The organism is Paraburkholderia phymatum (assembly GCF_038900715.1).
In the GTDB taxonomy this organism is placed as follows: domain Bacteria; phylum Pseudomonadota; class Gammaproteobacteria; order Burkholderiales; family Burkholderiaceae; genus Paraburkholderia; species Paraburkholderia phymatum_A.
Genome location: NZ_JAYMRZ010000017.1, coordinates 67,416 through 79,754 on the forward strand (window position 1 = coordinate 67,416; position 12,339 = coordinate 79,754).

General features: G+C 61.3%; 10 protein-coding genes. 3 read left to right on the forward strand and 7 right to left on the reverse strand.

The window, feature by feature from the left end; translation table 11 throughout:
- Nucleotides 1-20: 20 nt before the first annotated feature.
- Complete coding sequence (locus VSR68_RS27535; RefSeq protein WP_342942871.1) at nucleotides 21-950, reverse strand: 3-keto-5-aminohexanoate cleavage protein; 930 nt, start codon at nucleotides 948-950, stop codon at nucleotides 21-23.
- 97 nt (nucleotides 951-1,047) lie between these two features.
- A complete protein-coding gene (locus tag VSR68_RS27540) occupies nucleotides 1,048-2,010 on the reverse strand; it encodes a choline ABC transporter substrate-binding protein (RefSeq protein WP_342942872.1) in 963 nt (320 codons plus the stop codon).
- 305 nt (nucleotides 2,011-2,315) lie between these two features.
- Here VSR68_RS27540 and VSR68_RS27545 point away from each other — a divergent pair, with 305 nt between their 5' ends.
- Complete coding sequence (locus VSR68_RS27545) at nucleotides 2,316-3,308, forward strand: GlxA family transcriptional regulator (RefSeq protein WP_342942873.1); 993 nt, start codon at nucleotides 2,316-2,318, stop codon at nucleotides 3,306-3,308.
- A gap of 67 nt (nucleotides 3,309-3,375) precedes the next feature.
- Here VSR68_RS27545 and VSR68_RS27550 read toward each other — a convergent pair whose 3' ends face one another.
- The 3 genes from VSR68_RS27550 to betC form a co-directional block, all read right to left on the reverse strand.
- Nucleotides 3,376-4,518: a porin gene (locus VSR68_RS27550; RefSeq protein WP_342942874.1), complete on the reverse strand. Its 1,143-nt coding sequence runs from the start codon at nucleotides 4,516-4,518 to the stop codon at nucleotides 3,376-3,378.
- 230 nt (nucleotides 4,519-4,748) lie between these two features.
- Nucleotides 4,749-5,714 carry a choline ABC transporter substrate-binding protein gene (locus VSR68_RS27555; RefSeq protein WP_342942875.1) on the reverse strand — a complete coding sequence of 322 codons (966 nt, stop codon included), beginning with the start codon at nucleotides 5,712-5,714 and terminating at the stop codon, nucleotides 4,749-4,751.
- A 48-nt stretch (nucleotides 5,715-5,762) separates the two neighbouring features.
- Nucleotides 5,763-7,304, reverse strand: coding sequence for a choline-sulfatase (gene betC, locus VSR68_RS27560; RefSeq protein WP_342942876.1), 1,542 nt, complete (start codon nucleotides 7,302-7,304; stop codon nucleotides 5,763-5,765).
- A gap of 144 nt (nucleotides 7,305-7,448) precedes the next feature.
- Between betC and VSR68_RS27565 the strand changes: the two genes are divergently transcribed.
- Together VSR68_RS27565 and purU are read left to right on the forward strand one after the other, a co-directional pair.
- On the forward strand, nucleotides 7,449-8,375 hold the full coding sequence (locus VSR68_RS27565; RefSeq protein ID WP_342942877.1) for a choline sulfate utilization transcriptional regulator: 927 nt from the start codon (nucleotides 7,449-7,451) through the stop codon (nucleotides 8,373-8,375).
- 150 nt (nucleotides 8,376-8,525) lie between these two features.
- Nucleotides 8,526-9,410 (forward strand): formyltetrahydrofolate deformylase, encoded by an 885-nt coding sequence (gene purU / locus VSR68_RS27570; RefSeq protein WP_342942878.1) that lies wholly within the window; start codon nucleotides 8,526-8,528, stop codon nucleotides 9,408-9,410.
- Between the two features lie 113 nt (nucleotides 9,411-9,523).
- Here the strand turns inward: purU and VSR68_RS27575 are convergent, their stop codons facing one another.
- A complete protein-coding gene (locus VSR68_RS27575; RefSeq protein ID WP_342942879.1) occupies nucleotides 9,524-11,179 on the reverse strand; it encodes an APC family permease in 1,656 nt (551 codons plus the stop codon).
- A 135-nt stretch (nucleotides 11,180-11,314) separates the two neighbouring features.
- Nucleotides 11,315-12,178 carry a glycine betaine ABC transporter substrate-binding protein gene (locus VSR68_RS27580; protein WP_342942880.1) on the reverse strand — a complete coding sequence of 288 codons (864 nt, stop codon included), beginning with the start codon at nucleotides 12,176-12,178 and terminating at the stop codon, nucleotides 11,315-11,317.
- Nucleotides 12,179-12,339: the final 161 nt, after the last annotated feature.

The window sequence follows — 12,339 nt, forward strand, 5'->3', positions numbered from 1 at the left end:
TGCAAAGCCTTATCTGAACTTCACGCGAACTGTTCGACGGCGCGCTTTTCGAGCAGCCGTTCGCCGCGCGCGGGCAAGCCGAGCTTCTTGCGGCCTTCGGCAGGCGTGAGCGCACGGCCGCCCAATCGCTCGATGACCTCGACTGCGCGCGTGACGAGCGAACCGTTGCTCGCGGGAACACCTTTGTCCAGCCAGATGTTGTCTTCGAGACCGACGCGCACGTGGCCGCCCAGCAGCATCGCTTGCGCGACCATCGGCATCTGCATGCGCCCGATGCCGAAGCCCGCCCATTGCGCACCGTCCGGCAGGTTGTCGACCATCGCTTTCATCGTCGTCGTGTCGGCGGGCGCGCCCCACGGAATGCCGAGACACAACTGGAACAGCGGCGGCGCGTCGAGCAGCCCTTCCTGTAGCAATTGCCTGGCGAACCACAAATGGCCCGTATCGAAGATCTCCAGTTCGGGTTTCACACCCAATTCCTGAATGCGCTTTGCGCCCGCACGCAATTGAGCGGGCGTCGATACGTAGATATAGTCGCCGTCGCCGAAATTGAGCGTGCCGCAATCCAGCGTGCAGATCTCCGGCAACAGTTCTTCCACGTGCGCAAGACGCGTGAGGCCGCCCACGAGATCGGTATTTGCGCCGAAGCGCATCGGATCTTCGCCGGGCCCGATCTCCAGATCGCCGCCCATGCCCGCCGTCAAATTGATGATGACGTCCGTGTTAGCCGAGCGAATGCGGTCGACGACTTCCCGATACAGATTCGGATCGCGGCTGCCGCGTCCCGTTTTCGGATCGCGCACATGGCAATGGGCGACTGTCGCGCCCGCTTTGGCGGCTTCGATTGCCGCATCGGCGATCTGTTTCGGCGTGACGGGAATGGCGGGATGCTTGCCGACGGTGTCGCCTGCGCCCGTGACGGCGCAGGTCACGATCACTTCATGGTTCATGCGTGCAAATTCCTGTTAGAACGAAAGAGTCGGAATGAAAAGTACTTGTCTTGCTCTAAAGACGAAGCTTTAGCAATCGAGCTTTAAAAACGTTGGCTCAAAGACCCAGATAAGCCTTGACGGCGGGCAAGCCGTCCTTGCCGTCATACGTCTTTACGCCGGCGAGCCATTGATCGAGTACTTGCGGGTTCTGTTTCAGATAGGCCTTCGCGACGTCGGCAGGCTTCTCCTTTTTCATCACCGACTGCATCACGACGTTTTCGATCTGCGTCGTAAAGCGAAGATTGCTGACGAGCTTTCCCGCGTTCGGGCAACGCGTCAGGAAGTCGGGCGACGTGAGCGTATAGACGCGCGCTTCGCCGTCGTTGGGACCGAATACGCCTTCGCTGCCGCTCAGGTACTTCATGTCGATCTGAATGTTCATCGGATGCGGCTGCCAGCCGAGGAATACGACCCACTTCTTCTCGCGCACCGCGCGCTCGACGGTGACGAGCATGCCCGCCTCGCTCGATTCGATCAGCTTGAAGCCGCCGAGTCCGAACTGATTGGTCGCGATCATCTTCTGGATCGCGGCATTCGCGCTGCTGCCCGGCTCGATGCCGTAGATCTTGCCGTCGAGTTCCGCGCGATGCTTTGCGATATCGGCAAAGGTCTTCAGTCCCGCGTCGTATTCATAGGTCGGCACGGCGAACGTGGCTTTCGCGCCCGTCAGATTCGGCGGCTGCAACACGTTGATCGATTTCGACTCGATGAACGGCGCGATTGCTTTTTCCTGCACGGGCCACCAGTACCCGAGCGAAACGTCGAGCTGCTTGCTCTTCAGTCCGGCAAATGAAATCGGCACGGAGGCGACCGTCGTCACGGGCTGATAACCCAGCCCTTCGAATACCGTCGACGCAAGCGCCGTCGTCGACGTGATATCCGTCCAGCCGATGTCGGCGAAATGGACGGCGCGGCAACTCGCCGGGTCTTGCGCGAGCGCGGGCTGCGAGAGCGTCGCGAGAAGGCCCGTGACAAGGCCGGCAATACATGCGGTAACGACTTTGATGCGCAACTTCATGACGATCCCCTTCGACACGATTCGCAGCGTGTCCTCTAGCTGGTGAGACGACCGGAAAACAACTGGTGTGAAGCAAAGGTACAGGTCCATATTCCCCCAAAATCGACCCCTAGCGACCCGTTCTTGCTTGCGCGCGACCATGAGGGAAAACCAGCATGCAACTTGCGGTGCGTGCGGCGGGCGCCCGTTTGTGCGCCGCGCAATCGCGATGCGGATTTTTGGCGCGGCTTGCCGCATAGCACGACACTTGCTACGCTCGCCGGATTCGACGAATCCGCTTCACCTGACATCGAGAAGATCGAGCGATGCCCGAAGACATTTCGTTCCTGCTATTGCCGGGCTTTTCGGCCATCGGCTTCATGTCGGCCATCGAGCCTTTGCGCGTCGCGAACCGCTTTCGCGAGAACCTGTATCGCTGGCACATACTGAGCACTGACGGCGCGCCCGTCGCCGCGAGCAACGGCATTTCGCTGAACGCGGAAAGTGCATTCGCCGATGTCGATCACGCGCAAACGGTCTTCGTGGTCGCGGGTTTCGAGCCGCTTGTCTGCTACAGCCGCGCGCTCGGCGACTGGCTCAAGCGTCTGGACCGCGCGCACGCGACGCTCGGCGGCATCGACACCGGCGCGTTCATCCTGGCGGAAGCGGGCCTGCTGCGCCCGACCGACAGCGTAACCCTGCATTGGGAAGCGCTCTCCGCGTTTCGCGAGCGCTATCCGGCCGTCCAGGCGAGCGAAGAGCTATTCGAAATCGGCGAGCGGCGCATTACGTGCGCGGGCGGCACGGCATCGATCGACATGATGCTCGACCTCATTGCGCGCAGCCACGGCGCGGCGCTCGCCTCGTCGATCTCCGAGCAGTTCGTGGTGAGCCGCATACGGCAGCGCTCCGATCATCAGCGAATGGAAATTGCCGCGCGTTATGGCGTGCACAACCGCAAGCTGATTCAGGTAATCGGCGTGATGGAACAGAATATGGAAGAGCCGCTGACGCCCGCCGACCTCGCACAGGAAATCGGCGTTACGCGCAGACAGTTGGAGCGGCTTTTCTGCTCGTCGCTCAAGGACACGCCGACGCATTTCTATCTGCAATTGCGGCTCGATCGCGCGCGAGAGCTTTTGCGGCAAACGGATATGTCGATTACGGCGATCTGTGTCGCGTGTGGCTTCGAATCGCCGTCGCATTTCTCGCGCACGTATCGCACGAGGTTCGGAGCAAGCCCGCGCGATGATCGCAGGCCCGTGCGTCCCAGTGCGGGTGGCGTGGTAAGTACGACGCGGGAGAATGCTTTGCCTTGAAGCAGGCTTACGTCCGCGACGGTCTATAAGGTCGTTAAAAGAAAAGGCCGTCGCGGAATAAATGGATTTAGAACGAATGCCTCATGCCGATCCGCACATCGGCTTGTGTCGTCGTTGTCGATGGCGTGAAGCTATAGCCGATCACCGCATCGACGCCATTCGAAGCCTTCAGATAGTCGCCCGAGATATACACGTCCGTCCGCTTCGACAGCAGATAATGCGCGCCGAGCGAGCCCTGGTTCCAGTGATGGCCTTCGAAGTTCGTGTACTGATAGCCGCCGATCACGCTGAACGCCGGCGTGACCTGCCAGTCCGCGCCGCCTTCCGCTACCTTCATATGCGACGTGACGCCAAGCCCTTTGATCGTCGTGTACGTGAAGTTGCCCATCAGCGTCACGTTGCCGATCGCATAGCTGGAGCCAACGCCGAAAGCGCCCTGCTTGTCGACTGGAAACGGATTGCTTGAAAAGAGATCTGTTCGCGCTCCTGTCGCCGGATCGACGGTGACCACTGGCTGGCCCAGGAACGTATGCACGCCGATCATCGCGTACGGGTCGAACGCGTAGATGCCGTGCGGATTGTTCAGTTGCGTATAGGCCGCGCCCGCTGTGAACGAGCCGTTCGCATAATGCGCGCCGACGCTCCACGCGCTGTCCTGATGGAAATTGCCCGCGACATTGCCGAACGAGTACATGCCGCCGAACATGAACCCCGCGAATTCATTCGACAGGAACTTCACCGAATTGGGCAAACGGTCGCCGTTGAAACGATCGAAGTCGCCCTGGTGAATCGCATAGCCGCTCGCCCATGCCGAGACGTTGTACAGGTACACCATCTCTTCCGTCATATCCAGCTGATTGCCGAACGACAGCGTGCCCCACTGGTTCTTCAGTCCCACATAAGCCTGGCGCCCGAACATCGTGCTGCCAAAGCCCAATTGACCATTGCCGAGGTGAAAGCCATTCTCAAGCACGAATACCGCTTGCAAGCCGCCGCCCAGATCCTCCGTTCCTTTGATGCCGAAGCGGTTGCCATACGAGATGCCATCGTCAAACTTCACGACGTGCGAGCCGCCTGTGTTGTTCACGTACGTGATGCCCGCGTCGATGATTCCATACAACGTGACGCTGCTTTGTGCGTGACTCGCATTCGAAACTCCGGCGAGCGCGAACGCGACGCCTGTCAGTGCTGCGGCATTCAGCTTTTTCATTGTGTCGTTCTCTCTTGCCTGGCTATGAGGATATAGGGGTATAGGAATGCGAAGCGAACTCCGCGTCGTGTGCCAATTGCACGACGATCAACGCACAGTACAAATCCATATTTCGAGCAACTCGACCAAACACGACACACTTTGTTCCCGCAGCGACATGCGCGACAAAACAAAAGCGCGCGTCCCATTGCAGAACTGCGCGCCTCTATTCGAGTGCAGAAAATGCCGCTTTAGTGAATGCCAAGTTGTGCCTGCACGGCCTGCAATCCATCGGCGCCGCTTGTCGTCGTCACGCCTTTGAGCCACGTGCTTAACAATGCGGGGTTGCCTTTCAGCGCAGTCATCGCCGCCGTATTCACATCGACCTTGTTTTGCAGCACATTCGCAATGATCTGGTTTTCTATGTCGACGTTGAACGTCATCTGCTGAAAGAGCTTCGCGAGATTCGTGCACTGCCCCGCGAAGCCCGCGCGCGTGACCGTGTTCACCGTTGCGCCGCCATAGTTCGGGCCGAAGTACGCATCGCCGCCTGACAGATAGGTCAAATGGAACTTCGTGTTCATCACATGCGGTTCCCATGCAAGGAATACGATCCACTGCTTGTCGCGTACCGCGCGCTCGACCTGCGTGAGCATGCCCGTTTCACTCGATTCGACGATCTTCCAGTCGCCGAGTCCGAATGCCTTGTCGGCGATCATCTTCTTGATGTTCTGATTGGCGGGCGCGCCCGGCTCGATCCCATAGATCTTTCCGTTGAACTGATCCGCATGCTTGACGAGATCGGCGAACGAATGCACGCCCGCTGCCGCGACATAATCCGGCACGGCCAGCGTGAACTTCGCATTGACCAGATTCGCGTGCAGCACGTCGATCGAATGCTCGTCGACGAACGGCTTGACCAGCGGACCTTGCGCCGGCATCCAGTTGCCGAGAAACACGTCGATCTGCCCTTTCTTCAAGCCCTGGTACGTGATCGGAACGGATAGATTCGACACGTTCTGCTGATAGCCCAATGCCTTGAGCAGCACTCCCGCCACGGCATTCGTCGCGTCGATGTCGGTCCAGCCGGGATCGGCCATGCGGACCTGCGTGCAGGTTTGCGGCTCTGCGGCATGCGACGATCCCGTCAAGGCTGCGCCGAACGCTGCTAGCGTCAGCGCGGCCTTCACAAGCGAACTTCTCCAGCGTCTGTTCATCGTGGGCTCCCGTAGTGAGTGTGTCGTGTTCGGTCGTGCTGAGTCCCGTCAACGCGCGACGACGCGCGGATAACGCGCCATTGCCTCGAGCGTGTCGAGTTCGATGTGATTGCGCATATAGCGCTGGCTCGCGTCGGTGAATGGCTGCCAGTCCCATGAGCGAATCGCGCCTTGCGTAGTCGCTTCGAAATGAAAGCGCCGGCGCCGCTGGCTCGCGAGCACCGATCGATGCAGCGCAGGCACGTCCCAGCGCTGCGCGATTTCCTGGCGAAATGCGTCGATCAATTCGGCCGCCACAGGTTCTTGCGCAAGGTTTACGCGCTCGTGCGGATCGTCTGCGAGGTCATAGAGCTGATCGGGATCGACGGGCGTATGAATGAACTTGTACCTGCCGCGACGGATCATCAGCAGCGGTGCAATCGCGCCTTCTGCGAAGTACTCGACTATCGCTTCGTCGTGCCCGCCGTCGTCTTGCAGATGCGGCACCAGGCTGCGTCCGTCGACGGGATCGGGCCATTCGGTCGCGCGCGCGCCCGTCGCCAGTTCGACGAGCGTCGGCAGCAGATCGACATGCGACACCGACGCGGCCACGCGATGCGCGCGGTACTGCTTCGGCGCATGCACGATCAGCGGCACGCGCACGCCGCCTTCGAAGCACGTCATCTTGTACCAGAGCCCGCGCTCGCCGAGCATTTCGCCGTGATCCGACGTGACGATGACGATCGTGTCGTCGGCGAGCCCGGTTGCGCTGAGCGTATCGAGAATCGCGCCGAACTGCGCGTCGACATACGACAGCGCGCCGTAATACGCGTGCCGCGCATTGCGAATCTGCTGCTCCGTCGGCGGCGTCAGGTCAGCCTCATAGACATCGCGCAGACGTTTCGAATGCGGATCGCTCTCTTCACGCGTCAGTGTCACGCGCGGCATGTCGATCTGCTCGTCGCGATACAAGTCCCAGTACTGCCGCGGGATCGCATACGGATCGTGCGGATGCGTGAGCGACGCGACCATGCAGAAGGGCCGCGCATCGCCGCCCGCCTCGCGCTCACGCACGATGTCATACAGCTTCTGGCGCGCCGTGTACGTCACTTCGTCGTCGAAATCGAGCTGGTTCGTGCGCACGCACGGGCCCGCATCGAGCACCGAGCTCATGTTGTGATACCAGCTCGGCCGCACATCCGGGTGTTCCCAATCGGGCACCCAGCCGAAATCGGCGGGATAGATATCGGTCGTCAGGCGCTCTTCGAATCCGTGCAACTGATCAGGACCGCAGAAATGCATCTTGCCGGAGAGAATCGTCCGGTAGCCCGCTGCACGCAGATAATGTGCAAACGTCAGCGTTTGCGCGGGCAATTCGGCGGCGTTATCGTAAGCACCGATTGCGGCGGGCAGCTTGCCCGCCATCATTGAAAAACGCGCGGGCGCGCACAGCGGGCTCGCGCAATAAGCCGAGTCGAATACGACGCCTTCATTCGCGAGCGCATCGATGCGCGGCGTCAGCGAAACCTGATTGCCATACGCGCGCAGTGCAAACGGCGTCATCTGATCGGCCATCAGGATAAGGATATTCTGCTTTGTATTAAGGCTCATGGGCGGGGCGGATTAGAATCGAAGGATTGCGCTTTGTTGTACGGCGATGCATCAACGTAATGACTCGCCGCATGCACATCACTATTGCCGCTCATTAAATCCTTGTGAAGGCGGCGCACGCTTATCGGCCCATAAGGGAATGTTATGCCGGGACCAGACCGCCTTCCACCGATGCAAACGCTCACGGCGTTTGAATCGGCCGCGCGCCTCGCGAGCTTCACGGCCGCCGCGCGCGAACTCGGCTCGACGCAGCCCGCCGTCAGCCAGCGCATCGTGCAGCTCGAAGAAGAACTCGGCACGCCGCTCTTCGAGCGCGGCCATCGGGGCGTGACGCTCACGCCGGAAGGCACGCTGCTCTATCAGGCCGTGCGCAGCGGGCTCGATACGATCCGCGAAGCGACCGCCGACATCCGCGCGCGCCGCGCCACGGGCTCGTTGACGATCCTCACCGATGCGGGTTTCGCGACCTACTGGCTGATGCCGCGTCTCGCGCGTCTGAACACGTCGATGCCCGGCGTCAACGTGAAGATCGTCACGTCGCAACTCGGCTACGACCCGCACCGCGATCACGCCGACATCGCGATCGCGTTCGGCGACGGCCATTGGCCGCCCTGCACGTCGACGCGCCTTTTCCCCGAAGCGGTCACACCCGTCTGCTCGCCCGCGTTTCGCGACGCGCATCGGCCCGTCATGTGCGCCGAAGATCTCGCGAATCTGCCGCTGCTGCATGTGCAGCCCACCGAACCCGAACGCTGGCTCGCGTGGCACACATGGTTCGCCGCATACGGGCTGCCCGCGCCGGAACAAAGCCAGGGCATGATGTTCAACAGCTATTCGCTCGTCGTACAGGCCGCGCTGATGGGCCAGGGCGTCGCGCTTGGATGGACGCCTCTCACCGACGAACTCGTCGCGTCGGGCCAGCTCGTGCGCATGCTGGAGACGCCCGTCACCACGGAGCGCGGCTACTACCTCGTCTGCCCGCCCAGCCGTCCCGCGCCCGCCGCCGTGCCGCTTTTCCGGCGCTGGCTGTTCGATGAGCTGATCCATGTGATCGAGCACGCGCACGCCTGACGCTCCGATACTACGAGCACGGCGCATCGGTTCTATGCGCGCGCAAATTGGGCTGATTTACTTGATCATCCCGCTTGCTGCGCCGCGATGCGCTGCACGACGTCCGGCACGGCCATGCGGGAATCCCACATCGAAATACAGAGGACTCGCATGCCCGCCACCGATCGCCCCAAACAGTTCGCGCTGACCCTTTCGTGCCCGAGCGCTGCCGGCCAGGTCGCCGCCGTCGTCGGCTTTCTCGATCGGCACCATTGCTATATCGACGAGCTGACCGTATTCGACGACGACATCAGCTCGCGTTTTTTCGTGCGCTGCGTGTTTCATGGCGTGGCGAGCGAGCGCGCGCCCGTGTCGGCGTTGCAGATCGACACGTTGCGCCGCGAGTTTCACCCGATCGCCGCGGACTTCGACATGACGTGGTCGATGCACGATCTCGACGCGCGGCCGAAGGTGCTGATCATGGTGTCGAAACTGGAACACTGTCTCGCCGATCTGCTGTTCCGCTGGCGCATGGGCGAGCTGAAGATGGACATCGTCGGCATTGCGTCGAATCATCCCGACTTCGAGCCGCTTGCCGCGCAACACGGTCTGCCCTTCCATCATTTCCCTGTCACGGCCGACACGCGTGCGCAACAGGAAGCGCAGATTCTCGACCTGTTCGAATCGTCGGGAGCCGAGTTGATGATTCTCGCGCGCTACATGCAGATTCTGTCCGATGAAACGAGCCGCAAGCTCGGGGGCCGCGCGATCAATATCCATCACTCGTTCCTGCCCGGCTTCAAGGGCGCGCGGCCGTATCACCAGGCGCATGCGCGCGGCGTCAAGCTGATCGGCGCGACGGCGCACTTCGTCACCGACGATCTCGACGAAGGCCCCATCATCGAACAGGAAGTGCAGCGCGTCGATCACTCGTACGGCCCGGAGCGCATGCTCGCCGTGGGCCGCGACGTCGAGTGCATCACGCTTGCGCGCGCCGTGAAGGCGTTCGTCGAGCGGCGCGTGTTCATCAATGGCGATAGAACTGTCGTGCTTTAAAGATGCTTCAACGGTGCTTTAAAGGCCGCTGAACGCATTCGAAGAGAGCGCGCCAAAAAGCAAAGGCCGCCGCGTTGCAATCGCAAACGCGGCGGCCAATCAATGCTAGAGAATCAGAAGAACGGTTTCGCGAGGTAGTGCGAGAACCACACGACGAAGACCGCGAGCAACAGCGCGGCATACGGCAGCAAGCCTCGCAGACCAGCGGGCCGCACGCCACCCCGCCATTCCATGTCCTGCGCCATGCGCGCGGGAAAACGTCCGCGATCCTGCCAGTAATGGCGGAACATGAACACAGGCACGATCAGCAGCATCGCGATCAGACCATTGCGCATCGTGCCCACGCCCTGCAGATCCGCGCCTGCGCCGATGAACGCGAGATCCAGATAGCCGCACAGCGCGCCCGCTGCGAGCAGCCATGTCGGGCAGCGGAACGGACGGTCCGCGTCCGCGCGATCGAGCCGATGAATCCAGCCCGATTGCAGGTTCAGGAACACGAAGATCATGTAGCAGACGTTCGAGATCGACAGCACCGTCATGTAATCCGACATCAGCAGCAGAACCAGATTGAAGCCGAGATCGGTCCACATTGCGCGCGTCGGCGCGCCGTGCTCGTTGACATGCGACAGGTACTTCGGCAACCAGCCGTCGACGGATGCCTGATACAGCGTGCGCGACGAGCCCATCATCGATGTCATCACGATCAGCAGGATCGTCAGCATCAGCATGATCACGACCACGTCGAACACGATCGCGCCGCCGCCGACCATATGCGCCATCGCCGCGGCCACGCCCGTGCCGTCCGCGATCTTCGGATCGAGCATGCCCTTCGTGCCCAGCACGCCCTGGAACGCGAGTGGCACGAGCGTCATCACGAGCAGGCACGCCATGCCGGACCAGAAGATCGCCTTCACGGTGTCGGTGCGTGGATTGCGGAACTCGCGCGTATAGCAGACAGCCGTTTCGAAGCCGTACGCGGCCCAGCCCGCCATGAACATCGCGCCGAACGCCATCGTGATGCCCGAGCCGTTCCACGAGCCGAACACCGATGCCGTGAGATTGCCCTGCGCGTCGTGCCCGAGCGGCATCAACGGCCACAGATGCGCAGCGGGCACGTCGCCCGTCACGAACGGCACGATGCCGACGATCAGCAACGGCGCGAGCGAAGCGATGCCCAGAATGCGCTGCGTCTTCGCGGCCTTCGATGCGCCGCTATGCTGAAGCTTGAACGTGATGAGTAGAAAGATCGCCGCGACGATGAACGTCGCGTTGATGCGCAGCGAAAGCCCTTGTTTGATGAAGCCGAGATCGAGCAGCGTCAGACGCCACGTGTTGATCGCGGCATCGGGTGCATAGAGACTCGACAGCGCGTAATTGGCGGCGAGCCCGGTGCCCAATGCCAGCATCGGCGACCACGCGAGCCAGTTGCACCACACCGAAACAGGCGCGATGGTCTTGCTGTAGCGCACCCAGGCCATCGCGCCATACACGGATGCGCCGCCCGACTTGTGCGGAAAAAGCCCTGAAATTTCGGCGTAAGTGGCGCTCTGAATGAGGCCCATCAGGATCGCCGCGACCCAGATGGCCCATGCCGGCTGACCTATTGTCGCCGATACGCCGCCGATCGTGAACAGCACGCCGCCCGGCACACCGCTCGTCACCCAGAACGCGTCTTTCCATGTGAGGCCGCGTTGCAGCGAGTGGCCTTCATGCGCGGCGCCGTCTGCTGCGCCTTCGATACTGCGCGTGCGCAGTCCTGTCTGATCCATCCAGAGTCTCCCATTAGAGGACCTGCGCGCTGGCTGGAACACAATCAACCGGATAAAACATCGGCGATGCGAATGCGCGCGCAGCGCATCCGCATCACCGTAAAACGCTCGTCAGAACGCGTTAGAGAAGGACGGTCATTGTGCTCCGCCCAGCCAGCTGCTCACGCGGTCGCCGTGTGCGGCGATCCACGATCCGGCTGCATCGGCAGGCTTGGCGCCGTTCTCCGTCGCCAGCATCACGCTGTCGATTTCGCCCGGCTTCCATTGAAATTTCTTCAGAAACGCGACCACTTGGGGAGCCTTCGTATCGAGGCCCGGATTGACGACGCTATCGACATGCTCGGCTTCGCCATACACCTTCTTCGGGTCTTCGAGGAACTTCAGCTTCCACTTTGCAAACATCCAGTGCGGAATCCACCCCGTGACGATCACAGGCTTATTGGCATTCATCGAGCGCGCGAGTTCCGCGGTCATTGCACTGCCCGAGCTCGGCATCAGCTGGTAATCGAGGTTGTAGGCCTTGATCGCATCCGATGTTTTCTTCATCACGCCCGCGCCCGCGTCGATGCCGACGATACGGCCGCCGAAATCCGCCTTATGCGCTTCGAGATCGGAGATGCTCTTCTCCGGTACGTCGGCGGGCACGATCAGGCCGATCTTCGCATCCGTATAGTTGGCGCCCAGGTCCTGCACCTTGCCCTTGAACTGATCCCAGTACGCGCCGTGCGTGATGGGTAGCCACGCGGACAGCGTCGCGTCGAGGTCGCCGCGCGCGACGCCCTGCCACATGATGCCGGCTGCGACGGGCACGAGCTGTACGGGATAACCCAGGCGCTTCTCGATGATCTGCGCGGCAACGTTCGATGTTGCAACGCTGTCGTCCCAGCCTTCGACGTAACCGATCTTGATCGTCGGCTTGGTGTCGGCGGCTGCCGTTCCGATCGCGCTCATCGTTGCGATCAGCGCCCCGCACAACATCAGTTTCTTCAGGTGCTTCATGGTCGATCTCCTTGTGCCCGCACGCGCGGTATAGCTTTTAGAATCGCCAACCAGAATGCATGAGGTGGTCGGCTTTGCGACGTTTATTTGTCTCTATGCGACTTGTTTTTGGTTTTTTGTCTGCGACGCTGTTTGGTTTTTGTGGCTTGCCGCTGGCATCC

Excerpts from the sequence above, each read along its gene's own strand:
- VSR68_RS27535 (WP_342942871.1), bottom strand. The coding sequence starts at position 950 with ATGAACCATGAAGTGATCGTGACCTGCGCCGTCACGGGCGCAGGCGAC.
- VSR68_RS27540 (WP_342942872.1), bottom strand. The coding sequence starts at position 2,010 with ATGAAGTTGCGCATCAAAGTCGTTACCGCATGTATTGCCGGCCTTGTC.
- VSR68_RS27545 (WP_342942873.1), top strand. The coding sequence starts at position 2,316 with ATGCCCGAAGACATTTCGTTCCTGCTATTGCCGGGCTTTTCGGCCATC.
- VSR68_RS27550 (WP_342942874.1), bottom strand. The coding sequence starts at position 4,518 with ATGAAAAAGCTGAATGCCGCAGCACTGACAGGCGTCGCGTTCGCGCTC.
- VSR68_RS27555 (WP_342942875.1), bottom strand. The coding sequence starts at position 5,714 with ATGAACAGACGCTGGAGAAGTTCGCTTGTGAAGGCCGCGCTGACGCTA.
- betC (WP_342942876.1), bottom strand. The coding sequence starts at position 7,304 with ATGAGCCTTAATACAAAGCAGAATATCCTTATCCTGATGGCCGATCAG.
- VSR68_RS27565 (WP_342942877.1), top strand. The coding sequence starts at position 7,449 with ATGCCGGGACCAGACCGCCTTCCACCGATGCAAACGCTCACGGCGTTT.
- purU (WP_342942878.1), top strand. The coding sequence starts at position 8,526 with ATGCCCGCCACCGATCGCCCCAAACAGTTCGCGCTGACCCTTTCGTGC.
- VSR68_RS27575 (WP_342942879.1), bottom strand. The coding sequence starts at position 11,179 with ATGGATCAGACAGGACTGCGCACGCGCAGTATCGAAGGCGCAGCAGAC.
- VSR68_RS27580 (WP_342942880.1), bottom strand. The coding sequence starts at position 12,178 with ATGAAGCACCTGAAGAAACTGATGTTGTGCGGGGCGCTGATCGCAACG.